General features: G+C 54.5%; 23 protein-coding genes. 5 read left to right on the top strand and 18 right to left on the bottom strand.

What is annotated here, in order from left to right:
* Position 1: 1 nt before the first annotated feature.
* The 3 genes from hemF to A9180_RS03880 all read left to right on the top strand — a co-directional run bounded on the left by hemF (position 2) and on the right by A9180_RS03880 (position 2,610).
* Entirely contained in the window at positions 2-901 is a 900-nt protein-coding gene (gene hemF, locus A9180_RS03890) for an oxygen-dependent coproporphyrinogen oxidase (protein ID WP_064526325.1), read from the top strand.
* Positions 902-991: 90 nt separating this feature from the next.
* Complete coding sequence (locus A9180_RS03885) at positions 992-2,254, top strand: DUF1963 domain-containing protein (protein ID WP_064526323.1); 1,263 nt, start codon at positions 992-994, stop codon at positions 2,252-2,254.
* Between the two features lie 38 nt (positions 2,255-2,292).
* Positions 2,293-2,610, top strand: coding sequence for a hypothetical protein (locus A9180_RS03880; RefSeq protein ID WP_064526321.1), 318 nt, complete (start codon positions 2,293-2,295; stop codon positions 2,608-2,610).
* Positions 2,611-2,680: 70 nt separating this feature from the next.
* On the opposite strand, the gene eutR is transcribed toward A9180_RS03880, so the two are convergent.
* The 18 genes from eutR to maeB form a co-directional block, all read right to left on the bottom strand.
* Positions 2,681-3,739 (bottom strand): HTH-type transcriptional regulator EutR, encoded by a 1,059-nt coding sequence (gene eutR / locus A9180_RS03875; protein WP_064526319.1) that lies wholly within the window; start codon positions 3,737-3,739, stop codon positions 2,681-2,683.
* Positions 3,740-3,784: 45 nt separating this feature from the next.
* Complete coding sequence (gene eutK / locus A9180_RS03870) at positions 3,785-4,297, bottom strand: ethanolamine utilization microcompartment protein EutK (RefSeq protein WP_064526318.1); 513 nt, start codon at positions 4,295-4,297, stop codon at positions 3,785-3,787.
* A 12-nt stretch (positions 4,298-4,309) separates the two neighbouring features.
* On the bottom strand, positions 4,310-4,969 hold the full coding sequence (eutL, locus tag A9180_RS03865; RefSeq protein WP_064526316.1) for an ethanolamine utilization microcompartment protein EutL: 660 nt from the start codon (positions 4,967-4,969) through the stop codon (positions 4,310-4,312).
* 9 nt (positions 4,970-4,978) lie between these two features.
* Entirely contained in the window at positions 4,979-5,866 is an 888-nt protein-coding gene (eutC, locus tag A9180_RS03860) for an ethanolamine ammonia-lyase subunit beta (RefSeq protein ID WP_064526314.1), read from the bottom strand.
* Positions 5,867-5,886: 20 nt separating this feature from the next.
* Entirely contained in the window at positions 5,887-7,248 is a 1,362-nt protein-coding gene (gene eutB / locus A9180_RS03855) for an ethanolamine ammonia-lyase subunit alpha (protein WP_064526312.1), read from the bottom strand.
* Positions 7,249-7,259: 11 nt separating this feature from the next.
* Positions 7,260-8,663 (bottom strand): ethanolamine ammonia-lyase reactivating factor EutA, encoded by a 1,404-nt coding sequence (gene eutA, locus A9180_RS03850; RefSeq protein WP_064526310.1) that lies wholly within the window; start codon positions 8,661-8,663, stop codon positions 7,260-7,262.
* Positions 8,660-9,886 (bottom strand): ethanolamine utilization protein EutH, encoded by a 1,227-nt coding sequence (gene eutH / locus A9180_RS03845; RefSeq protein WP_064526307.1) that lies wholly within the window; start codon positions 9,884-9,886, stop codon positions 8,660-8,662. The genes eutA and eutH overlap by 4 nt, the downstream gene beginning before the upstream one ends.
* A gap of 116 nt (positions 9,887-10,002) precedes the next feature.
* The gene (gene eutG, locus A9180_RS03840) at positions 10,003-11,190 is read right to left on the bottom strand and encodes an ethanolamine utilization ethanol dehydrogenase EutG (protein WP_064526305.1); all 1,188 of its coding nucleotides are present in this window, start codon (positions 11,188-11,190) and stop codon (positions 10,003-10,005) included.
* On the bottom strand, positions 11,180-12,016 hold the full coding sequence (gene eutJ, locus A9180_RS03835) for an ethanolamine utilization protein EutJ (protein WP_064526303.1): 837 nt from the start codon (positions 12,014-12,016) through the stop codon (positions 11,180-11,182). Before eutJ ends, eutG begins: the two co-directional genes overlap by 11 nt.
* A 10-nt stretch (positions 12,017-12,026) precedes the next feature.
* The gene (locus A9180_RS03830) at positions 12,027-13,430 is read right to left on the bottom strand and encodes an aldehyde dehydrogenase family protein (protein WP_064526302.1); all 1,404 of its coding nucleotides are present in this window, start codon (positions 13,428-13,430) and stop codon (positions 12,027-12,029) included.
* A gap of 11 nt (positions 13,431-13,441) precedes the next feature.
* Positions 13,442-13,729, bottom strand: coding sequence for an ethanolamine utilization microcompartment protein EutN (gene eutN / locus A9180_RS03825; protein ID WP_000762200.1), 288 nt, complete (start codon positions 13,727-13,729; stop codon positions 13,442-13,444).
* A gap of 106 nt (positions 13,730-13,835) precedes the next feature.
* Positions 13,836-14,129, bottom strand: coding sequence for an ethanolamine utilization microcompartment protein EutM (gene eutM / locus A9180_RS03820; RefSeq protein WP_000387713.1), 294 nt, complete (start codon positions 14,127-14,129; stop codon positions 13,836-13,838).
* Positions 14,130-14,167: 38 nt separating this feature from the next.
* Positions 14,168-15,184, bottom strand: coding sequence for a phosphate acetyltransferase (gene pta, locus A9180_RS03815; protein WP_064526300.1), 1,017 nt, complete (start codon positions 15,182-15,184; stop codon positions 14,168-14,170).
* The gene (gene eutT / locus A9180_RS03810) at positions 15,181-15,984 is read right to left on the bottom strand and encodes an ethanolamine utilization cob(I)yrinic acid a,c-diamide adenosyltransferase EutT (protein WP_064526298.1); all 804 of its coding nucleotides are present in this window, start codon (positions 15,982-15,984) and stop codon (positions 15,181-15,183) included. Before eutT ends, pta begins: the two co-directional genes overlap by 4 nt.
* A complete protein-coding gene (eutQ, locus tag A9180_RS03805; protein ID WP_064526296.1) occupies positions 15,981-16,682 on the bottom strand; it encodes an ethanolamine utilization acetate kinase EutQ in 702 nt (233 codons plus the stop codon). Before eutQ ends, eutT begins: the two co-directional genes overlap by 4 nt.
* Positions 16,657-17,136, bottom strand: coding sequence for an ethanolamine utilization acetate kinase EutP (eutP, locus tag A9180_RS03800; RefSeq protein ID WP_064526294.1), 480 nt, complete (start codon positions 17,134-17,136; stop codon positions 16,657-16,659). Before eutP ends, eutQ begins: the two co-directional genes overlap by 26 nt.
* A 12-nt stretch (positions 17,137-17,148) precedes the next feature.
* Positions 17,149-17,484, bottom strand: coding sequence for an ethanolamine utilization microcompartment protein EutS (gene eutS / locus A9180_RS03795; protein ID WP_000356956.1), 336 nt, complete (start codon positions 17,482-17,484; stop codon positions 17,149-17,151).
* A 287-nt stretch (positions 17,485-17,771) separates the two neighbouring features.
* Positions 17,772-20,051 carry an NADP-dependent oxaloacetate-decarboxylating malate dehydrogenase gene (gene maeB / locus A9180_RS03790; RefSeq protein ID WP_064526293.1) on the bottom strand — a complete coding sequence of 760 codons (2,280 nt, stop codon included), beginning with the start codon at positions 20,049-20,051 and terminating at the stop codon, positions 17,772-17,774.
* A 287-nt stretch (positions 20,052-20,338) separates the two neighbouring features.
* On the opposite strand from maeB, the gene tal reads away from it, so the two are divergent.
* Positions 20,339-21,289 (top strand): transaldolase, encoded by a 951-nt coding sequence (gene tal, locus A9180_RS03785; RefSeq protein ID WP_064526291.1) that lies wholly within the window; start codon positions 20,339-20,341, stop codon positions 21,287-21,289.
* A 20-nt stretch (positions 21,290-21,309) separates the two neighbouring features.
* Complete coding sequence (gene tkt / locus A9180_RS03780) at positions 21,310-23,313, top strand: transketolase (RefSeq protein WP_064526289.1); 2,004 nt, start codon at positions 21,310-21,312, stop codon at positions 23,311-23,313.
* The last annotated feature ends 85 nt before the right edge of the window (positions 23,314-23,398 follow it).

Raw genomic sequence — 23,398 nt, 5'->3', positions numbered from 1 at the left:
TATGAAACCCGACGCACACCAGGTTAGACAGTTCCTCCTCGACCTTCAGGATACAATTTGCCAGCAACTGGCCGCCGTAGATGGCGCAGAGTTTGTCGAAGATAGCTGGCAACGCGAAGCTGGTGGCGGTGGGCGTAGTCGGGTGTTGCGTAATGGCGGTGTTTTCGAACAGGCGGGCGTCAACTTTTCTCACGTCCACGGCGACGCAATGCCCGCTTCCGCCACCGCTCATCGCCCGGAACTTGCCGGGCGCAGTTTCGAGGCGATGGGCGTTTCTTTGGTGGTGCATCCGCATAATCCGTATGTTCCCACCAGCCACGCCAATGTGCGCTTTTTTATTGCCGAAAAACCGGGTACCGCTCCCGTCTGGTGGTTTGGCGGCGGCTTCGATTTAACCCCTTTCTATGGCTTTGAAGAAGATGCCATTCACTGGCACCGCACCGCCCGCGACCTGTGCCAGCCGTTTGGCGAAGATGTTTATCCACGCTACAAAAAGTGGTGCGACGATTACTTCTACCTCAAACATCGTAACGAGCAGCGCGGCATTGGCGGGCTGTTCTTTGATGACCTGAACACGCCAGACTTCGACCACTGTTTCGCCTTTATGCAGGCGGTAGGCAAAGGCTACACCGACGCATACTTGCCGATTGTTGAGCGACGTAAAGCGATGGAATACGGCGAGCGCGAGCGTAATTTCCAGCTCTACCGTCGCGGTCGTTATGTCGAGTTCAACCTGGTCTGGGATCGCGGCACGCTGTTTGGCTTACAAACCGGCGGGCGCACTGAATCAATCCTGATGTCAATGCCACCGCTGGTACGCTGGGAGTACGATTATCAGCCGGAAGAAGACAGTCCGGAAGCGGCGTTGAGTGAGTTTATTAAGGTCAGGGATTGGGTTTAATTTATTTTACTCCTGGCAGTTGAATGTTATTTACAAGCTGCCAGAAGACACAATTATTAATATGGATTAATTAATGCAAGGAACGCCCCAATGACTGACCGTATTCCCTGTAAAAGCCCCGCTTGTACATCAACCATTCTGCCACAAACCGCGGCGCGCACCGGTGGGTTTTGCATGCCCTGCGTTCAGGCCCAACAGCAGCGCGAGCACGATGAATATATCAGGAAAAACAAAAAGATCGTGAATGCGTTTGCAGGGTTAAGCGATCCGGTTGCCATGCTGAAATTAGTTCACCAGCCGAGAAAATTCAATGCGTTAATCGACTGGACTCCCTGCCCCGTTCCCACCAATGTCCTGTATCAACAACTGACCGCCGATCAAGCGCAGCAGATGGCTGATTACGCCACAGAACGCTTTGCATCTGGTGAATATAAGCTCGCTCAGGAGATTTGGCTTTGTCTGGCGGCATTTACCCAGGCAAATCTGGATGCGTATTTCAGAGAATGGATCTCTTACGATGATTTGGATAGTGATTCTTACATGCCTTTCCACCGCGCCCCCACGGATATTCGCGATACGCTACTAGAACGGGTTGAGGATGATGCAGACAACAGAAATTGTATTCTGCAATGTCTGGCATGGATTGGAGATGATGTTGTCGTTGAGCGTTTTGCCCGCTGGCGTCATAGCCCGCCGCCGTGGCGCAGTTCACTTTACATCGCGCCTGAAGAATATGCGTTTGAGGCCGGTTGGGAGCTAACCGCTGAAGGGCAAAGGCGTAATCTCTATTTTCCTCAATGTTTTCATCTGGAAATGAAAAGCACCGGGTCTTGCGAAGCTTTGCGTGTAGCAGATGAACGCAGCGATACCTGTCCAAATTGCGCATTGCCCCTGACGAATCTTTTCGACGTTGACCTGAAAGCAATTGGCCTTAGCGATAACGGCAAGTTTCGCGTCGTGACTTGTGAATGTTGCACCGCCTACAGCACCGTTTTCGGCTACATGGACTCACTGGGTAACGCTCATTTGTCTGCAAAAAATATCCCACCGGCCTGGCTGCCGGATGATGTATCTGAATGGCGTCGGCTACCGATAAACAGCATGAGACGGGGAAACCTTCGACCACCGTTATTTGCCGCAGACCAATTTTTACCTGTTTCTTTCTCGCAAATTGGCGGGCATCCAACCTGGATTCAGGACGCGAAATATCCTCACTGCCCGGAATGCTCCCGCTCAATGACGTTTCTTGCGCAACTGGATTATGCCGATATTGAACAATACAGCGAAGGGATAATTTACGCATTCATCTGCTCGGAGTGCCGGACAACAGCGACGTCTTATCAGCAATCGTAGGCATTATTTATTGCGAGCGACAAAGGAAGCGATTAAAAATGTCAGACACATCACATAAAGAAAGTAAATGGTACCCTCATCTGGATATGAGTTTTCTGGGGTGCGTGCTGGCATTTGCCCTGGAAATTTATTTTGAAGAGCACATTTTTATTCCCCATGGTGGTGGAGCAAGTTTCGGGTTGATAGCACTCATCGTTATTAATTTTATGACTATCCCGGTAGTAATCGTGGTAACAACATTATTTTGTTATTTATTTGAAATTTCGCGAAAGCGCGTAAATCGTATTTTGATATTTTTGTTGGCATGTATTTTGACAATTGCCGGTTTGTTTATCGCATATCCCGTCGGGCAATAAAAAACTTAGCAGCTCAATATAATTTGTAACTTCACTATTGGCCGGATCAAACACCCTCCCCATCCGGCCCTCAACCTCCCCCCAATTCCTGCATCCGCTGATGCAACGTCAGTGACGGTTTTTCGGCAAACAGTTGCTGATAATCCGTGGCAAATTGCCCCAAATGCCAGAATCCCCACTGCATGGCGGCGTCTTTTACCGTTGTGCTCTGCGACCACGGGCTTATCAGTTCGCGACGTACGGCGTTCAGACGGATGCGTTTCAGCCACGCGTTCGGGCCAATGCCTAAAATAGCGTGAAACGCGTTTTGTAAGGTGCGGCGGCTGACATGCAGTTGATTGCACAAATCCAGCACTGTTACCGGTTCGGACATGTTTTCCAGCACATATTCACGGGCGCGGAAAAGCAAACGACGGTAACTCTGATGACTAATGCTTTCCGCCGTCACCATTGGCTGCGCTTCTTCCAGCATCGTCCCCATCGCCAGCAGCAAGTTATCGCCAAGCACTTTACGCACCGCAGGCTGATGCAAATTCTCCGGGTTCTCGCAAAATGTCGCCAGCGCCTGTTGGACAAAGCCCCACAGCGCGGCTTTATGCTGCTCTTTCACTTCCAGCGCCGACTGGTTACGTAACATATGCAGCACCCTTTCCGGGTTATGCAAAAAGTTAGCCTGCCGGGTAATGACATCTTCAGAAAGCACTACGCCAAGGATCGTGTAATCGTCAGGCGTACTTAATTCGAACTCGGTGCCGCCAGGGCGCGTGGCAATTTCTGCGCTTCCCAGACATTGCGATCCAATAAATCCCTGTTCACCGCGCGTCGCCGGAATACCAAACCAGAACGAGTTCGGCCAGACCAGACACGACTGACGCAGCGCCAGACCGGTGTATTCACGGAAAACCTGAATATCATCAAGCAGGATTTCCGTAAATTCACCATGAAACTTGCCCGGATGCAGCTGATCGTAAATCTGCTGCCAGGCGGTAATTGTCAATGCATGTTCATAAACATCCGTTGTCTGTCGTTGATGAACATTATCCACTTCAACCTTCGGCGTGAGCTTCAGGTTTTCGGGTAAGGGTTCATGATAAAGATGGTGCAAATTGGCTGTACGGGTCTTTTTCATGATGTTAATGCCGGGCGTTACATAACGCCCGGCACCTCCGACAGGTTAATGGGGCTTAAGACGATAACGACTACTGCGTTTACGTAACGTCCCGGCAGAAAAGAACTGTTCCAGCGCATTTCTGGCTTTATCCAACGGCCAGCCAAAGTGGGCAGCGACTTCTCCTGCCGTCATTCCCTGACGTACTGATGTTAACAGCGCCAACAACTCGTCGGCAGATTCCGCGACGATCGCTGGCGCGTCAGCTTCCTTTTCCGGCTCCTTCACAGGTTGCTTCGGCTGGCGTTTAAAGCCGCCAATCAGCCACTGGGTGTCATCATCTGGCCGACCGATTTCCTTACGGCTGATTACACGCCCGGTACGCATCGCAGCAGCACAACCTGCGTCCAGCGCCGCACGACACGCCGCCAGATCGCCTTCCACCACCAGCGTCAACCTACCAGGGTCAAGCACTTCATGACTGAGCAGGCGCACGTTGGCCGCTTTCAGCATGGCATCTGCCGCATCGATTGCGGCGACCATGCCGTCCACTTCCAGCAATCCCAGTGCATTGATCATCGGCAACCTCCGTTACGCACGCTGGATTGGATTACGCGCGATTTCCAGCACAGCATCAGTAAAGGCGTTACAGGCCGCTTTACACGCTGCCTGGCTACCGGTTAAAAATGCCGCCGAGTAGTTGGTTTCTGACGGCGGTGGTACATAGGTCACCAGCTGCACGTCGGCAGATTTTAACGCTGCATCAATGCCGTAGGTCGCTTCCAGCGGCGGCGCCACCAGATACGCCATCGGATCGCCAAGTGTGATCCCGGCGGTTGATGAGAGATAAGAACCGGTACGCGAAACCACATGTGCGAGGAATGCCGTATCTTGCGCATCGTTGGCCCACTGGAACGCCGCGCCATTTTCAATATGCGCAACCATTGCATCCAGACCGGCACGCACTTCCGCCGGGTTTGGCCCACCAAGCATAATCAACACTTCACCGGCAGTCGGTGACGGACCGTGCGCCGCTCCCGCATACAGCGAGCGGCCATAAACCACTTCCACCATCGCCTGTTTGGTCGCTTCGTCAGCCGCAATGTAGGTTACGTCATCGGAGTCGGCTGAAATCAGACCGAGGCTACGAATATGCGGCAGTAATTTCAGTTCACGCGCAAAATCGGCGTTAACGGAGGCAATCACCCGCATGGCGGTGACCGACGGTCGAATCAAATCTAAAGCTGGCATGATGCCTCCTTAACGGGTCATGTTGATGCCGGATGCTTTCTGCTCCAGCATACGTTTCGCCAAATCCACAATGACTGCTGCGGCTTCAACCGGCGGTGTGCCGCCCTGGTGAATGTTAGAGATACAGGTGCGATCGGCCTCAACGGTGGTTGCCATACGCGGCGAGTAAACGGCGTAGCAGGAGAGGCTTTCTGACTGCCCCAGCCCCGGACGTTCACCCACCAGCAGGATCACCACTTTCGCGCCGAGGATCTCACCAATCTGATCTTCAATCTTCACGCGCCCATATCGAACAAAGAACGGTGTGCCGACTTTCAGCCCGGCCTGTTTCAGGCCCGCCATCAGCGGCGGCAGGATCTCTTCGTAGTTCACGGTAATAGCGTCAGTAGACAAGCCATCGGAAATAACGACCTGCACGTCCGGATTGGCGACACACTGCGCTTTCAGCGCTTCAACAGCTTCTGCACACAGGCGGCGGCCCATATCCGGGCGAGTCAGGTAGAGATTTTTGTCGCTAATTTCAGAGCGGACTTCCAGCAGGCCCTGGGCTTTTACCCACTCTTCCGGCACTTCTTTCAGTACGGTGTCTTTCGAACGAGAGTGATCGGCCAGGAAACGCAACAGCGCCTGGGTACGCGGACGCGGACCGGCACGACCGGTACACACGCGGGCCACAGTACTACGGCGCAGTTCTGTTAATACGTCTGCGCGATGCGGATTTTCTACGCCAATCCACGCTTTTGCTTCAGCGGAACCTAAATCCAGCGTGCAGCTTTCAGAGGTCACCGGTGCCGCACAGGTTGTGGTGGCGCATTTTGCTTCTGACGGCGCGGGGGCCGCTTGTCCCATTGACGCCATCACGCTGCGTACAATTTCTTCAATCTGTTTTTGATCCATGATGTGTTATCTCCGCGTCATCAGAAGAACAGTGACGGATCGCCCGCCCGTTTGGTCAGGCGACCGTTTGCCATAATGCCCATGCTTTCCAGCCAGCGTTCAAACTCCGGTGACGGGCGCAGGTTGAGTAACTGACGCACAGTAGCGGTGTCGTGGAACGCCGTGGTCTGGTAGTTGAGCATGATGTCATCGCCGAGCGGCATGCCCATGATGTAGTTGCAGCCTGCGGTGGCGAGCAAAATCATCAGGTTTTCGTTGAGGTTCTGGTCAGCATCTGCGTGGTTGGTGTAGCAGCAGTCACAGCCCATCGAGATGCCACTCAGCTTGCCCATGAAGTGATCTTCCAGACCCGCGCGGATAATCTGCCGGTCGTTGTAGAGATACTCCGGCCCAATAAAGCCGACCACGGTGTTGACGATAAACGGATCGTAATGACGCGCCAGCCCATAATTACGTGCTTCCATCGTCACCTGGTCAGCGCCGAAGTTCGCGCCAGCGGAGAGCGCAGAACCTTGTCCTGTTTCGAAGTAGAGGCAGTTTTCCCCGGCAATACGGTTGAACTCCGCGCCCACTGCGCGCGCTTCGTCGAGCATCGCCAGCTCCACGCCAAACTCTTTCAGCCCTTTTTCGCTGCCGCAAATACTCTGGAAAATCAGCCCGCCCGGTGCGCCGCGACGAATCGCTTCAATCTGGGTGGTGACGTGCGCCAGTACGCAGCCCTGAGTCGGAATGTTGAACTTGTCGATCACGCCATAGATGGTATCCAACACGCGGCTTAAGTTTTCCACGTCGTCCGTCACTGGGTTAACGCCGATCACCGCATCGCCCACCCCGAAGGAAAGCCCTTCATAGATTTGCGCGGCGATACTCTGCACATCGTCACGAGTGTCGTTTGGCTGCAAACGCGCGCTGAAGGTGCCAGGAATACCGATGGTGGTATTGGCCTTTTTGATAATTGGCATTTTCTTTGCGCCGTAGATCAGATCCGCGTTAGAGCAAATCTTCGCCACCGCCGAGACCACTTCCGAGGTCAGCCCTTTGCGGGTAAAGGCAATGTCATCCACGCTGGTTTCGTCACTCAGGACGTACTCACGCAGCTCGCTGATGCTCCAGTTTTTAATCTGGTTGTAGGCCGTTTCGTTAACGTCGTCCTGAATCAGGCGCGTAACGCAGTCTTCTTCATAGGAAATCACCGGGTTATTGCGGATATCCGCCACCGTCATTTCCGACAGCACCTGTTTGGCTGCCACGCGCTCCTGCGAACTTGCCGCTGCAACGCCCGCCAGCACATCCCCCGAACGCAGTTCGTTGGCTTTTGCCAGCACCTCTTTTACATCCTTGAATTGATATACATTGCCGAACAATGTGGTCTTTAGTTTCATAAGTCGTTCCCTCAAGAAGGAAATGCGAGTGATTTCACCGTCACCGGCACAACCGATCCGCCAAAAAGAGGCGTACCAATGTCGATATAGTCCCCCGCGCGGACAATCACTTCGTCAATGACTGCCAACGGGAGTTGTTGTAGCTGTGGGCGCAACAACATGCCCAGAGCTTTACCAAAGTCCTGCCCGGCCACCACCAGCAGGGGATGCGGATTCGGAAAACGCGCGACGAAATCGACCAGCGCGTTGATGACCGTCAGTACCGCGGCGTAACGCACAGGCAGCGAGGCGGGAAGCGCCAGCACGTACGCATCAGTTTTGGGATCCAGATCGAGCTGAATCAGCGCCTGTTGCCAGGCATTCACCAGATCCGTTTCATCAATCGGGATCGCCACTGGCAAATTGCGCAGCGGCAGTTGTACGCCCTCCAGCCAGATAGTGCTGCCAGAGAGCGAAAGGGTATGCGCGCCCGCACCAATTACCGTGGCGCGCACGGTTTGCGCCGGAAACTGCACGTTCATCTCACGCAGGCGCGGATGGTCATGCAGCGCCGTTGCAAGCAGCGGGCCAATATCGGCAAAACAGAACGGGTCGGCAGGCTGGTGGCGATAACATTCGCCCACACCGCCAGAAAGCGTAATGATTTCGGGCGTAACACCTGCGGGCAGCAAACCGGTTTGCATCAATGCCTGCGCGAGCGGCGAGAGCGTTCCGTCAATCACTTCGACAATCAGCGCCGCCATCCGTCGGGTAACCTGCACCAGCTGCGCGCCTGTCAGCAAACGGACGTCGGTGTCTGCGCCGAAGCACTCATCCACAATCATCTGTCCCGGTTTATGGGCGTACACCACGCGTCCCTGACTGTCGGTTTCCAGCAGCCGCCCGCCGACGTTCAGGCAGGCAGTTCCGCTGATTTTTCCGGCATCGAACAGCGCGTAGTTCGCCGTGCCGCCGCCGATGTCGATATTCAGGACCCGACATAACCGTTGTTCAGAGAGGGTTTGCGCCCCGGCACCGTGACCGGCAATCACGGATTCGAGATGCGGTCCGGCGCTGGCGACCACAAAATCGCCCAGCGACTGGGAGAGCGTCATTACCGCCGGACGGGCATTGCGGGTTTTCGCGCTTTCGCCGGTGATGATGATGGCGCCGGAATCGACGCTTTCTGGCGCGATGCCTGCGGCCTGATATTGCTCGAGGATTAAGGTTTTCAGTTCCGCTTCTTTTAATCCGCCCTGTTTGTCGACAGGAGTAAAGAACACCGGGCTTTGCCAGCTAATTTCGCGTTTGATAAATTCGTAGCGCGGCACCTGCGACACCGCAGCACGGTTAACCAGCTCCAGGTGGGAGAAGATCACCTGGGTGGTGGTGGTGCCGATATCAATACCGACGCTCAGTAGCTGGCGAGTGTTCACGATTGCGCCTCCGCTTCGGTTTTAGCCGTAGTCGCATCTTCTTTTGGCACCAGCATCATCGCCACGCCAATCGCCGTTACACCGCCAATCAGCTTGCCGACAATCATCGGGAAGATCATCGCGTTCATGTTGGCAGCCGCGAAGCCTAAGTGGTCGCCCAGGGCGAAGGCTGCAGAAACGGCGAAGGCGCAGTTGATGACTTTGCCGCGGGTATCCATCTGCTTCATCATGCCGAACATCGGGATGTTGTTAGCAAGCGTTGCCACCATGCCTGCTGCCGCGATATTGTTCATATTCAGCACTTTACCGACGCTCATTAGCGGTTTTTCAAACCAGCGGGTGAGCAGCAGCACCATCGGATACGCCCCCAACAGTACACAGGAGATCGAACCGATCACTTCTATGGCGCGCATCACTTCGCCTGGTTTATCGCCAGGGGTCATGAAGATCGGATCCAGACCGGGGATCAGTTCCCAGCCAAGCAGGAATTTCACTACCGCGGCCGCAAGGCCAATGGTGATTAATGCAACGAGGAATTTGGCGAAGATCTGGAAGCCGTTGATCATTTTTTCCGGGATGAATTTCAGCCCCAGCGCCACCAGCACCGCGACGATAAGTACCGGGATCATGTTCATCAGGATCAGCGCAAAGGTGAATTCCACCGGTTGGCCGTTGATCTGCACGCCGGAATACATCGCCACCAGGCCACCGGCAATACAACCAATTGGAATAGTCACAATGCCCGCCAGCACACCGAGCGCCAGGTAACGACGGTCAGAAGGTTCGATAATGCCGAGCGCCACCGGAATGGAAAACACAATCGTTGGCCCCATCATCGACCCGAGAATTAACCCAGAGTATAGCCACGCTGCTACATCGCCGCCCGCCAGCTCTTTGGCGAGGAAGAAGCCCCCCATATCGCACGCCAGCAGCGTTCCGGCGAACATTGACGGGTTGGCGCCGAGCATTTCGTAAACGGGGATAATCACCGGCCCGAGTACGTGGGCCAGTACCGGTGCCAGCGCGGTCATACCAACCATCGCCAGCCCCAGAGCGCCCATTGCCATAAAACCTTCCTCGAACTGGCCGCCGGCTCCTTCGATACTTTTACCGAACTTACCGAGGAAACGAGCAGAACCGCCGAACTGCGACAGGATCCTGTCTACGGCAGCTATCAGCATAAAGAACATCATGATGTACATGATGATTTCGTTAATTCCCATCGCCTTTACTCCCTGTTAGTTGTTATTTATTGGCGGATGCGGCGTGAACGCCTTATCCGCCCTACATGTCCAATCCCGTAAGCCGGATAAGACGCGCCAGGCGTCGCATCCGGCATTTATTGCGCCGCTGCGTACAGGCCGACAATCTGTTCCAGGCTGGCAGTACGCGGATTACTGCGCAGACAAATATCTTCCAGCGCGGCCTGCGCCCATGCACCGTAATGCGCAGATGTCGCACCAACATCGCCCAGCCGTTTACCGATCCCAACTTCCGCAATCAACTCGCTTACCGCATTAATAGCGTCACGATCGTCCGATTTTTTAGTTCGCAGCGCCCTACCTATCTGACTAAAACGTTCGCGGCAGACCATCCGGTTAAATTCCATCACCGTTGGCAGCAACATGGCGTTCGCCAGACCGTGCGGAATATGCAACGCCGCCCCCGGCTGATGCGCCATCGCGTGGCATAACCCAAGCCCAGCACTGGAAAACGCCATACCCGCCATGCACGAGGCGAGCAACATGCTCTCGCGCGCCGCCAGGTCATGCCCGTAACCCACCGCTTTCGGAAGCGATTGACCGATCATCGCAATAGCGCCAATCGCCAGGCTGTCGGTAAACGGTGTGGCGTTCAACGCGCTATACGCTTCAATGGCGTGAGTTAGCGCATCGATGCCAGTCATCGCCGTAACGTGTGACGGCACGCCTTCGGTCAGCGCAGCGTCGAGAATCGCCACATCCGGCATCAGCGAGGCATGTGCTAACACCTGCTTGCGCCCGCTCACTGCGTCGATAATCACTGTTACGTTGGTAGTTTCAGAGCCGGTTCCGGCGGTCGTTGGAATGGCAATCAGCGGCAGACGCGGTTGCAGAACGCTGGTTTCTGACATTTCTGCCAGCGTGCTATCAGGGTTCGTCACCAGCAACGCCACGGCTTTCGCTGCATCCAGCACCGAGCCACCGCCAAACGCGATCACGCCGTCACAACCTGATTCACGCAGTTGCGCCACGGCTGCACACACGTCAGTAATGCACGGTTCGCCCACCGGACATGGCCAGAGCGTCATGGCGATGCCTTTTACGGCCAGGCTGCGCATCAGCCCGGTGGTCATCCCCGCCTGATGCAAAAAGCTGTCGGCCATCACGAACAGATGTTTCAGCCCACGCATTTGCGCTTGCTGTCCGCAACTGCTCACCGCGCCCGGACCGCAAAGCGTCACCGGTGGAACACTAAATGTTTTTACCCGTTGCAGATTCAGGGTATCGAACGCCTGAAAGAGCGCGGTCTGCAATTCATTTTGCATATAGCCCCTCCGCTTTCTCTCGCCCGCTACTGGCGATCGCCAGCGGGGTCATAAACAAACTGTGCTGCGGTAAATGCACCTGTAACGCCGGGAATTGTTTGCGAAACAGTTCCGCCACGCCCGGTTGCATACAGGAGCCGCCTGCCAGCCATAAATCAGTAATGCCCTGCCCCGCGATATGCCGGGCGACAATGTCCGCCATTTTTTCGTACACCGGTTTCACCGCAGGCCAAATCTCTTCACCGTGACCACGCTTGTACTGCTCCGCCTCTTCCAGCGAAATACGACGATTTCCGGCAAGGGTCAGAGAGATGTGATGCCCGCCAGTGGCTTCATCCGCCGAGTAAGTCACTTTGCCCTGCTTCACGATGGCAATACCGGTAGTACCGCCGCCGATATCCACTACACCTGCATTGTCCAGTTGCAGCAGATCTGCCACCGCCGTTGGCTCATCCAGCACATGGCTCACTTCCAGTCCGGCAGACTCCAGCACATTGATGGAAATACGCGGGTCAGTACCAGGAGGAAATGACGTCGCCGCATGGCTAAAACGGCGACCGAATTGCTGCTCGAGGGTATCGAGATGGCGACGAACAATGGTGACTGCGCCGAAGAAATCCCAGACGATGCCGTCGCGGACTACATCGGCCCAGTCGAGGCATACCGCCACCGGCTGACCGTCGCTGTCGACGACCATCGACACCACATCGCAGGTGCCCAGATCCACCCCCAGCCACAGCGGAGATTCCGTCGCGGCGGGCGTCTGGTTACACAGCGTTGCCGCCGTTTGCAGACGTGGAGTGAGCCATTGTTCGTCGTGCGCCATCGGTTACTCCTTAAACAATGCGAAACGCATCGACTAATACACAGCGACGCAGTCGGACAAACGTCCGTGCGCTAGTTACACCTTCACCGGTTGGCGTAGTGATGGTCATCGTGGTCCAGCCTTCACCGCCCAGCCCCAGCCCGGCAATGCACGGCCCGTTCTTGACGAAAATGCTGGTATCAATGGCGTTCGCCATCTGGTTCATGTTCTCGATATTGCGCGAGTGCATTGCCGCCGTGTGGTGGCAACCGCCTTCCAGTTTCACCGCCAACGCAATGGCATCCGCTACGTTGGCGACGCGCACGACGGGCAGCACCGGCATCATCAGTTCGGTAACAGCAAACGGATGTTCTGCGGTGGTTTCTACAAACAGCAATCGCGTTTCATGCGGGACGTTCAGGCCGATTGCCGCCGCGATCTTCGCTGCGTCACGACCCACCCAGTCACGGCTGACGGTGCCTTTTCCACGCTCGTCGATATTTTTCAGTAATACCGGTTGCAGCTGCTGCGCCTGCTCTGCGGTCAGTTTCACCGCGTGCTGGCCTTCCATCAGACGCATCAGTTCATCGGCCACGCTATCGACAACAATCAGTACCTTTTCATCGGCACAAATGATGTTGTTATCGAAAGAAGCGCCTTTGACGATGGACTGGGCTGCGCGGGCAAGGTCGGCGGTTTCATCCACCACTACTGGCGGATTACCGGCACCTGCGGCAATCAGGCGTTTATTGGTATGTTTACGCGCCGCTTCCACCACCGCTTCGCCGCCGGTCACCACCAAAAGGCCGATGCCTGGAAACTTGAACAAGCGTTGCGCGGTTTCGATATCCGGATTGGCCACGGTAACCAGCAAGTTTTCCGGCCCGCCTGCGGCAACAATCGCCTGGTTGAGCAGCGTAATCGCCCGCTGGGAGACTTTTTTCGCCGCCGGATGCGGGGCGAAAATAACGCTGTTACCCGCCGCAATCAGGCTGATGGCGTTATTAATTACGGTTGCCGCCGGGTTAGTGGAAGGCGTCACCGAAGCCACCACGCCCCAGGGCGCGTTTTCAATTAAGGTCAGGCCGTTGTCGCCCGTCAGCACCTGCGGAGAGAGGCACTCAACGCCTGGCGTACCGCGCGCCTGGGCGACGTTTTTGGCAAATTTATCTTCAACGCGGCCCATGCCGGTTTCACTGACGGCAAGTTCCGCTAAATTTCTGGCGTGTTTTTCGCCTGCTTCACGAATAGCGGCAATGGCTAACTGGCGCATTGCCACGCTTTTTAACCCTTGCTGGGCAATTTTGGCTGCCGCAACGGCGTCATCCAGGGAAGCGAAAACGCCCATCTCATGAACGGCGGTGGGCGGCGTGTCACTGCTTTGCATTTTCAGCAGTACCGCTTTCACCACCTGTTCAATATCCTGTTGATTCATGATGTTCTGCCTTATTTGTGGAAAATAACCTGACCGCCAGACACCACCTCATCGACGATGCCAATCACGCATAGATCGACCGGAGATGTTTCACTTTTGTGCGCCTGGCGGGCGGAACTGCCACTCACCAGCAACACCCACTCCCCGGTTCCGGCGCCAATATTGTCGATGGCAACGGCACACTGCCCGTCAGGATTACCTTGTGAGTCAATCATTTCCACCATCAGCAATTTGTCATGCGCCAGTCCGTGATGGCGTACGGTACAAACAATTTGTCCAGTGACGACTGCCAGTTTCATACCCGCCTCCGTGGCGTATTTCAGGTAAAAGCTCCCCCTACCCTCCGCGGAAGGTAAAATGAAAAAGGAGAGAGCGTGACGCCCGAGTCGACGTCACACAGGGTGATTACAGGTTGCTGCTGTCGCCTTTCAGGCCGATCGGGAAGACTTCTTCCAGGTCGCCGTGAGGACGCGGGATAACGTGTACGGATACCAGTTCACCGATACGCTGTGCCGCTGCGGCACCTGCATCAGTCGCGGCTTTACAGGCGGCAACATCACCGCGAACCATGGCAGTACACAGGCCGCCGCCAATCTGCTTAACACCAACCAGTTTGACGCGCGCAGCTTTCACCATCGCATCAGAAGCCTCAATCAGTGCAACCAGGCCCCGGGTTTCGATCATTCCTAATGCTTCCATTGTGTTTTCCTCTTTATAGGGGTCCAGAACGGGACCGTTCATTCAACCAGTGTTTGTAAACTGCTTTCGCAGTTCACTTCTGTCTGACGCGGTACGGCTGCCACCAGCGCCAGTTCGATAATTTCCTGCACGCTACAACCACGAGAAAGATCGTGCATCGGCGCGGCAAGTCCTTGTATCAATGGCCCGACGGCACGATATCCGCCGAGTCGTTGTGCGATTTTGTAGCCAATATTTCCCGCTTCCAGAGATGGAAAAACCATCACATTGGCTTTGCCCTGTAGCGGGCTGGCAGGCGCTTTTTGCGCCGCAACATCCGGCACGAAAGCGGAGTCAAACTGCAACTCACCATCCACCACCAGTTGCGGTGCGCGCTCACGGACGATTTCTGTCGCCTGCTGCACGTTGGCAACGCAGGGATGACGGGCGCTACCGTTGCTGGAAAACGACAGCATCGCCACGCGCGGCTCTTCTCCGGTGATGGCCCGCCAGGTTTCGGCGCTGGCAAGCGCGATATCCGCCAGCTGCGCCGCCGTCGGCTGCGGCACCACGCTGCAATCGGCAAAGCCCAACGCCGGGCCACTGTACTGGGGCAGCATCAGGAAAATGGAAGAGAGCGTTTTACAGCCTGGCTGCAAGCCGATAATGCGTAATCCGGCACGCAGCACATTCGCCGTGGAAGAGAGATTGCCAGCAATGCAGACATCCGCTTTACCGGCGCTAACCATTGCGGCGGCAAACATCAGCGGATCGGTGAGTTTTTCCAGCGCATCCGGCGGCGTTTTTTCGCCCGCACGGGCCAGCCAGCGGTGGGCAAATTCTTCCCGCATTACGAGGTTGCCATGCGGATCAATCACCTGTAACCCGTCCATCGCCACGCCGTGACTGAGCGCAAACTGGCGAAGTTCAAACGGATTGGCGACCAAAACAGGTGTCGCCAGACCTTGTTGATGCAGATATTGCGCGGCTTTCAGTACACGCTGGTCTAACGCATCCGGAAAAACCACTCTGGCGGGCGCTCGCAACGCCAGTTCACGGCAACGTTCAATAATCATTGCGTCTCTCCCAGTCGTTGTTGGAGCTGTTTCACCGTTAGCGGCTGCTTCGCTACGCTCAGGATCATCATCACGTAAACCGTGCTGGAAAGGCGGTTCAGCGCCTGCAAGATGTCCGGGCGTAATACGTCAAAACTGCGGGTGATAAACACCTGTGCCGCTACCGTCTCGGTTTCACGCACTTTGGTGCGTAGCAGATTCAGCAACGCCGCATCGCGTCCGTGGCTGGCTTCCGGCACCAGATGATCGTGGTCGAGATAGCGCAGCGGCTGTTGAGAAAGCCGATGCAGATCTTCGTCAGAAAGCCCGACAATCGCCTGACAGCCCAGCGGTTCCCCCAGCGCATCGGCGCGCATAATGTTGCCAAGACGTGAACGGATATCCGCCAGCCACGGCTGCCACGGTTCCGCCAGTTCAATTTGCAGCCATACCGTAAGTGCAATGGTGGTGTCGAGAACAGCGCGAAAACCCAGACGCGGATCGCTTTTGGCGACCATTTTTTCCGCCGACAGGTGAGTTAGCGTGTCTGGCTTTTTCGCCACCGGCTGGTGGCACAGTTCACAACATGCCTGCGGATGTTCATCGCTACTGGTCAGCCCGTGAACGGGCTGCGGCTGCTGCTGTTCATCGTCCACAAACAGGCTGCCCTGCTCGTCAATAAACTTGATGCGCAGATGGCGGCTTTCCAGTAACTCCCGGGCAGAGGGCGTCAGGCGACTGTCCACAGGGAGATGGATCTCTGCGCCTTCACTGAGCGTATGGTTCGCTCTTAGCCATGCTTCGGTGATGAAATCTTTCATAGGGATTGCCAGTTAGCCGGCCAGGCGACATACAGGAATTTCACGCTGGATGTCGTACCAAATTCAATGCTGGAACCTTTCGGGATAAACATCACGTCGCCTGCTTTGGCGATCATGGTTTCTCCTTCATGGCGAACGTGCAGTTCACCTTCCAGTACCATGTCGATTTCGTCGTAGTTCAGAGTCCACGGGAAGAAGGCGTTATCCCACTGCATAAAACCCGCAGCCATGCTGCTGCCATCGTCTCCGGTCACCAGATCCGTTAAACCGACGCAGTGTGGCTGTGCGCCATCAAAGCGACCAAACTTAACGCTGCCGCCATCAATAACTTTGATGCCGCCTTTGCCAGTTACCGATCTAAAGCTCGACTGCATTGCGCCCTGCTCCAGCGACTGTTTTTCCTTCATCACTTTTTCCATCAGCTGCGCAACCAGGCTTTCGGTAAACTGGCCTTCTGGCAGCTGGGCGAGGATGGTTTCGCGAATGCGCTGGCTTTCGGTTTTATCGGCTGGCTCGCTGGCGGGAACGGATGCCGTTACTGGCGTCGATTCATCGCATTCAGTGATGGTAACTCCCAGCAAGTCTGCTACTTCGCGGGCTTCCGGGGTAATAATGCTGGCGCGCAAAACCACAGACATTGCCTGTTCGCCGCGCGCATGTGCTTCACGAATATCATTCGCTGTGATGAGTTTTTTCACCTGCTTCCTCCTGTTCGGTGAGAGATGCCAGATAATCCACCAGTTGCTGCACGCTTTGCGGGTCGTGGCTGTTTAGCTCGAAAATCGGCTCTTCAAAGCCAGTCTCAAGCAATAACTTTCGCGTTGCGGCGACGTCAGCATCCGGCATGTCCGTTTTACTGATGACGGCGATTTGCCGTTTAGTGACGCCAATATCCAGCAACCCGGCAGGTAATCGGCTTTCCGGGTCATTTGCGCCGTGGACATATATCAGCATGTCCACATCCTGTAGTGTGGTAATTAAGGCGTGATACCAGCGGGGATGGCTAAAATATTCACCCGGAGTATCAATATCGCCATTATCATTAAATTCCACGGCCTGTGTTTTTCTGGCGAGGGTATAATCTCCCTGCAACGCATTAAATAACGTTGTTTTTCCTGCCCCGACGCTACCCACAAACGCAATTCGCTTCATGAATGCCTCGTATTAACTTTTGGTCATTTCACACAGCGTATAATTTAATAAACGCCCTAAACCGCTGACGGTTTGTGATAAAGCCTCTTCGACTGCGCCCACCGAGCCATAAATCACCAATGCGCCGCTGAAGCGGTCGAGAAAACCGATATGCACATCGGCGGCTTTCAGTGCTAAATCACCGGCGATCATTGCTGTTTCGCCTGGCGTTAGCGTCATAATGCCAATTGCGCCAGCATCCGGAACGCCGATTTTTTTCGCCAGCTCTTCGCCCGGATGCGCGATAAGATGCGCCAGCGTGACCTGTTTCCCGGGTACAAATTCCTGAATGATGCGTTCTTTGTCCATAAGTCGCCGCCTGTAAAAAACTTGCGTGTATCGTGACAATTTTTCGTCAGAGTAAATAACAAAATTCGGCAAGCGAGTTTAAAAGGTGAGGTAGATCACTAAGAATGGAGAGATATTTACCGTGGTGTATAAACTTTCATATGCAGCGCATGAATAAATATAAAGATATTACTTTATTTTTATGTCGGGTAATTTACTTGCTATTAGTAAAAGCAGTAAGACGTATTGATAATATAAAAATCGCTTACCCCGAATTACTCAGGGTAAGCGTGATAGTTAAAGAAGAATTACAGCGGCTGGGTTTGCGCTTCAACCACGGCGAGCGCCACCATGTTGACAATACGACGCACTGACGCGATCGGCGTTAACACGTGAACCGGTTTCGCCACGCCCATCAGCACCGGGCCGACGGTAACACCTTCTGAGCTGGAAACGCGCAGTAAGTTGTAACTAATACGGGCAGCTTCCATGTTCGGCATCACCAGAATATTAGCGGAACCTTTCAGGGTGCTGTCCGGCATACGGTCGTTGCGAATCGATTCCACCAGCGCCGCATCACCGTGCATTTCGCCATCAATCATCAGCTCAGGCGCACGTTCCCGGACCAGTTCCAGCGCTTGACGCATTTTGCTCGACGACGGGCAGTTAGAAGAACCGAAGTTAGAGTGCGACAGTAAGGCAACGCGCGGCTCAATACCGAAACGACGGACAGTTTCTGCCGCCATCAGCGTGATCTCCGCCAGCTCTTCTGCGTCTGGGTCATCATTAACATAGGTGTCAGCAATAAAGGTGTTACCACTCGGCAGCAACAGCGCGTTCATTGCACCTGCGGTGTGAACGCCATCGCGATAACCGAAGACATTTTTCACTACGCTAAAGTGTTCGTGATAATCGCCCACCGTTCCGCAGATCATCGCATCGGCTTCACCACGCTGAACCATGATCGCACCGATCACCGTCGGGTTGCTGATCAGCGCACGTTGCGCCTGTTCCTGAGTTACACCACGACGCTTCATGATCTGGAAGTATTCACTCCAGTACTCTTTAAAACGCGGATCGGATTCGTTATTGACGATCTCAAAATCAACGCCCGCTTTGATCTGCAAGCCCAGTTTCTGAATGCGCATTTCGATAACGTTCGGACGGCCAATGAGAATCGGTTTTGCCAGCCCCAGGGTAACCAGTTCCTGAGTGGCGTGCAGAACGCGCGCCTCTTCCCCTTCCGGCAGAACAACGCGTTTCGGCGCTTTGCGAGCCTGGGAGAATATCGGCTTCATAAACAGGTTGGTTTTGTAAACGAACTCAGTCAGTTTGTCGATGTAGACGTCAAAATCAGCAATCGGACGCGTCGCCACGCCGGACTCCATCGCCGCTTTAGCGACCGCAGGGGCGATCTTAACGATCAGACGTGGATCGAACGGTTTAGGAATGATGTATTCCGGGCCAAAACTCAGATCCTGATCGCCATAGGCAGAAGCCACCACTTCGCTCTGTTCCGCATGCGCCAGTTCAGCAATCGCACGTACCGCCGCCAGTTTCATCTCTTCATTAATAGCGGTTGCGCCAACGTCCAGCGCGCCACGGAAGATGAACGGGAAGCAAAGCACGTTGTTGACCTGGTTTGGATAGTCAGAACGACCGGTACAGATGATGGCATCCGGACGCACTTCTTTCGCCAGCGGTGGCAGAATTTCCGGCTCCGGGTTTGCCAACGCAAGGATCATCGGCGCGCGGGCCATTTTCTTCACCATCTCCTGAGTCAGCACTTTCGGGCCGGAACAGCCAAGGAAAATATCCGCACCTTCAATCACATCGTCGAGAGTACGTTTGCCGTCATCCACCACCGCGTAAGCCGCTTTGGTTTCCGCCATGTTCGGCTCACGGCCCTGATAAATAACGCCTTTTGAGTCACATACAACGATGTTATGTTTTTGCAGACCCAGCGCCACCAGCAGGTTCATACAGGCAATTGCTGCTGCGCCCGCACCAGAAACCACCATCCGTACGTCGGAGATATTTTTCTCAACGACGCGTAAGCCGTTGAGAATGGCGGCGGTACTGATGATTGCCGTCCCGTGCTGGTCGTCGTGGAATACAGGAATGTTCATCCGCTCGCGCAGTTTCTGCTCAATATAGAAACATTCCGGCGCTTTAATGTCTTCGAGGTTGATGCCGCCGAAGGTCGGTTCGAGTGCGGCGACCACTTCAATAAATTTATCCGGGTCCAGCTCGTCAACTTCGATGTCAAACACATCAATTCCGGCGAATTTCTTAAACAGAACGCCCTTGCCTTCCATCACCGGTTTGCCAGCCAGCGCGCCAATGTTGCCTAATCCCAGCACCGCCGTACCGTTGGAGATCACCGCCACCAGGTTACCGCGCGCAGTATATTTATAGGCTTTTAACGGATCTTTTTCGATTTCAAGACAAGGCGCGGCGACACCAGGTGAATAGGCCAGCGCCAGATCGCGCTGCGTTGCCAGAGGTTTGGTCGGAGAAACCTGGATTTTTCCTGGTACAGGAAATTCATGGAAATCAAGTGCACTTTGTTTTAACTGCTCATCCATTTGGTTGTTCCTTTCACGTAACGTTCACAAAAATAGGTGTGGGCAACTGCCTCAGCCCACAACGTGGCGCACATTATTACCTTGCCGGAGCTTCGGGACTCTGAGCAAGCCCAACCCCTCCCCCATCAAATAATGTTTTGGTAATAATCCCATAACACTGATGTTACCTGCTTAATCCAGCAATACCATGCCTCTCTGCTATGCTTTTTTGATGCGTTTAACGAAATTTCTCAGAAGTGTGAATTAACGCACTCATCTAACACTTTACTTTTCAAGGAGTATTTCCTATGAACGAGTTAGACGGCATCAAACAGTTCACCACTGTAGTGGCTGACAGCGGTGATATTGAGTCCATTCGCCATTATCACCCCCAGGATGCCACCACCAATCCTTCGCTATTACTCAAGGCTGCCGGATTATCACAATATGAGCATTTAATAGACGATGCTATCGCCTGGGGTAAAAAAAATGGCCAAACGCAGGAACAACAAGTGGTAGCTGCCTGCGATAAGCTGGCGGTCAATTTCGGTACAGAAATTCTCAAAATCGTACCCGGTCGCGTGTCGACAGAAGTTGATGCACGCCTCTCTTTTGACAAAGAAAAGAGTATTGAAAAAGCACGCCATCTGGTGGATTTGTACCAGCAACAGGGCGTTGAGAAATCACGCATTCTGATCAAACTGGCTTCGACCTGGGAAGGAATTCGCGCAGCAGAAGAGCTGGAAAAAGAAGGCATTAACTGCAACCTGACGCTGCTGTTTTCCTTTGCTCAGGCACGCGCCTGTGCAGAAGCGGGCGTTTTTCTGATTTCGCCGTTTGTCGGTCGTATTTATGACTGGTATCAGGCGCGCAAGCCGCTGGACCCGTATGTGGTAGAAGAAGATCCAGGCGTTAAGTCAGTGCGTAATATCTACGACTACTATAAGCAGCACCGCTATGAAACCATTGTGATGGGCGCAAGTTTCCGCCGTACCGAGCAAATCCTCGCGTTAACCGGCTGCGATCGTCTGACCATCGCGCCGAACTTGCTGAAAGAGTTGCAGGAAAAAGTCTCACCAGTCGTCCGCAAATTAATCCCGCCTTCTCAGACATTCCCACGCCCTGCCCCCATGAGCGAAGCGGAGTTCCGTTGGGAGCATAATCAGGATGTGATGGCGGTAGAAAAACTGTCTGAAGGCATCCGCCTGTTCGCCGTCGATCAACGCAAACTGGAAGATCTTCTTGCCGCCAAATTCTAAAACCAGCCACGGAGTGTTTTATGTCCCGAAAAGACCTTGCCAATGCGATTCGCGCGCTCAGTATGGATGCGGTGCAAAAAGCCAATTCTGGTCATCCCGGCGCGCCAATGGGTATGGCCGATATTGCCGAAGTGCTGTGGAACGACTTTCTTAAACATAACCCCACCGATCCGACCTGGTATGATCGTGACCGCTTTATTCTCTCCAACGGTCACGCCTCGATGCTGCTCTACAGTTTGCTACATCTGACTGGTTATGACCTACCGCTCGAAGAACTGAAAAATTTCCGTCAACTGCATTCGAAAACCCCAGGCCATCCGGAGATTGGCTATACGCCAGGTGTTGAAACCACCACAGGTCCACTTGGGCAAGGTTTGGCGAACGCGGTCGGGATGGCGATAGCTGAACGTACACTGGCGGCGCAGTTTAACCAGCCGGACCATGAGATTGTCGATCACTTCACCTACGTGTTTATGGGCGACGGCTGTCTGATGGAAGGAATCTCTCACGAAGTCTGTTCGCTGGCGGGTACGCTGGGACTCGGCAAGCTGATTGGCTTTTACGATCACAACGGTATTTCGATTGATGGTGAAACCGAAGGCTGGTTTACCGACGATACGGCAAAACGATTTGAAGCCTACCACTGGCATGTGATCCACGAGATCGACGGCCACGATCCACAGGCGGTTAAGGACGCGATCCTCGAAGCACAAAGCGTGAAAGATAAGCCGTCGTTGATTATCTGCCGTACAGTGATTGGCTTTGGTTCGCCTAATAAAGCGGGTAAGGAAGAGGCCCACGGTGCACCGCTGGGTGAAGAAGAAGTGGCACTGGCACGACAAAAACTAGGCTGGCATCATCCGCCATTTGAGATCCCCAAAGAGATTTATCACGCCTGGGATGCCCGCGAAAAAGGCGAAAAAGCCCAGCAGAGCTGGAATGAGAAGTTTGCCGCGTATAAAAAGGCTCATCCGCAACTGGCAGAAGAGTTTACTCGCCGGATGAGTGGTGGTTTGCCGAAGGACTGGGAGAAAACGACTCAGAAATATATCAATGAGTTGCAGGCGAATCCGGCGAAAATCGCTACCCGTAAAGCGTCGCAAAATACGCTTAACGCCTACGGCCCTATGCTGCCGGAACTGCTTGGCGGTTCGGCGGATCTGGCCCCAAGTAATCTCACCATCTGGAAAGGTTCTCTGTCGCTGAAGGAAGATCCGGCGGGGAATTATATTCACTACGGGGTACGTGAATTTGGTATGACTGCTATTGCCAACGGCATTGCACACCACGGTGGATTTGTACCGTATACCGCAACGTTCCTGATGTTTGTTGAATACGCCCGTAACGCCGCGCGGATGGCGGCGCTGATGAAAGCGCGGCAGATTATGGTTTATACCCACGACTCGATTGGCCTGGGGGAAGATGGTCCAACGCACCAGGCGGTTGAGCAACTGGCCAGTTTGCGCTTAACGCCGAATTTCAGCACCTGGCGACCGAGCGATCAGGTGGAAGCAGCAGTGGGCTGGAAGCTGGCGGTTGAGCGCCACAACGGACCGACGGCGCTGATCCTCTCAAGGCAGAATCTGGCGCAGGTGGAACGTACGCCGGATCAGGTTAAAGAAATTGCCCGTGGTGGCTATGTGCTGAAAGACAGCGGCGGTAAGCCGGATATTATTTTGATTGCCACGGGGTCAGAGATGGAAATTACCCTGCAAGCGGCGGAGAAATTAGCGGGCGAAGGGCGTAATGTGCGGGTGGTTTCCCTGCCCTCGACCGATATTTTCGACGCCCAGGATGAGGAATATCGGGAATCGGTATTGCCTTCTAACGTTGCGGCCCGCGTAGCGGTGGAAGCAGGCATCGCCGATTACTGGTACAAATACGTCGGCCTGAAAGGGGCGATTGTCGGGATGACCGGCTACGGGGAATCGGCCCCAGCGGATAAGCTGTTCCCGTTCTTTGGCTTTACCGCCGAGAATATTGTGGCAAAAGCGCATAAGGTGCTGGGGGTGAAAGGTGCCTGATGCCGGTTTGCCTGATGCGACGCTAACGCGTCTTATCAGGCCTACAAGCCGCGCCGGACCGTAGGGCGGATAAGGCGTTTACGCC

The organism is Escherichia sp. B1147 (assembly GCF_001660175.1).
In the GTDB taxonomy this organism is placed as follows: domain Bacteria; phylum Pseudomonadota; class Gammaproteobacteria; order Enterobacterales; family Enterobacteriaceae; genus Escherichia; species Escherichia whittamii.
This window is presented reverse-complemented; position numbering and strand designations above follow the sequence as displayed.

What these genes read in the sequence shown, in the direction of transcription:
- hemF (WP_064526325.1), top strand. Translation starts at nt 2, where the DNA reads ATGAAACCCGACGCACACCAGGTTAGACAGTTCCTCCTCGACCTTCAG.
- A9180_RS03885 (WP_064526323.1), top strand. Translation starts at nt 992, where the DNA reads ATGACTGACCGTATTCCCTGTAAAAGCCCCGCTTGTACATCAACCATT.
- A9180_RS03880 (WP_064526321.1), top strand. Translation starts at nt 2,293, where the DNA reads ATGTCAGACACATCACATAAAGAAAGTAAATGGTACCCTCATCTGGAT.
- eutR (WP_064526319.1), bottom strand. Translation starts at nt 3,739, where the DNA reads ATGAAAAAGACCCGTACAGCCAATTTGCACCATCTTTATCATGAACCC.
- eutK (WP_064526318.1), bottom strand. Translation starts at nt 4,297, where the DNA reads ATGATCAATGCACTGGGATTGCTGGAAGTGGACGGCATGGTCGCCGCA.
- eutL (WP_064526316.1), bottom strand. Translation starts at nt 4,969, where the DNA reads ATGCCAGCTTTAGATTTGATTCGACCGTCGGTCACCGCCATGCGGGTG.
- eutC (WP_064526314.1), bottom strand. Translation starts at nt 5,866, where the DNA reads ATGGATCAAAAACAGATTGAAGAAATTGTACGCAGCGTGATGGCGTCA.
- eutB (WP_064526312.1), bottom strand. Translation starts at nt 7,248, where the DNA reads ATGAAACTAAAGACCACATTGTTCGGCAATGTATATCAATTCAAGGAT.
- eutH (WP_064526307.1), bottom strand. Translation starts at nt 9,886, where the DNA reads ATGGGAATTAACGAAATCATCATGTACATCATGATGTTCTTTATGCTG.
- eutG (WP_064526305.1), bottom strand. Translation starts at nt 11,190, where the DNA reads ATGCAAAATGAATTGCAGACCGCGCTCTTTCAGGCGTTCGATACCCTG.
- eutJ (WP_064526303.1), bottom strand. Translation starts at nt 12,016, where the DNA reads ATGGCGCACGACGAACAATGGCTCACTCCACGTCTGCAAACGGCGGCA.
- A9180_RS03830 (WP_064526302.1), bottom strand. Translation starts at nt 13,430, where the DNA reads ATGAATCAACAGGATATTGAACAGGTGGTGAAAGCGGTACTGCTGAAA.
- eutN (WP_000762200.1), bottom strand. Translation starts at nt 13,729, where the DNA reads ATGAAACTGGCAGTCGTCACTGGACAAATTGTTTGTACCGTACGCCAT.
- eutM (WP_000387713.1), bottom strand. Translation starts at nt 14,129, where the DNA reads ATGGAAGCATTAGGAATGATCGAAACCCGGGGCCTGGTTGCACTGATT.
- pta (WP_064526300.1), bottom strand. Translation starts at nt 15,184, where the DNA reads ATGATTATTGAACGTTGCCGTGAACTGGCGTTGCGAGCGCCCGCCAGA.
- eutT (WP_064526298.1), bottom strand. Translation starts at nt 15,984, where the DNA reads ATGAAAGATTTCATCACCGAAGCATGGCTAAGAGCGAACCATACGCTC.
- eutP (WP_064526294.1), bottom strand. Translation starts at nt 17,136, where the DNA reads ATGAAGCGAATTGCGTTTGTGGGTAGCGTCGGGGCAGGAAAAACAACG.
- eutS (WP_000356956.1), bottom strand. Translation starts at nt 17,484, where the DNA reads ATGGACAAAGAACGCATCATTCAGGAATTTGTACCCGGGAAACAGGTC.
- maeB (WP_064526293.1), bottom strand. Translation starts at nt 20,051, where the DNA reads ATGGATGAGCAGTTAAAACAAAGTGCACTTGATTTCCATGAATTTCCT.
- tal (WP_064526291.1), top strand. Translation starts at nt 20,339, where the DNA reads ATGAACGAGTTAGACGGCATCAAACAGTTCACCACTGTAGTGGCTGAC.
- tkt (WP_064526289.1), top strand. Translation starts at nt 21,310, where the DNA reads ATGTCCCGAAAAGACCTTGCCAATGCGATTCGCGCGCTCAGTATGGAT.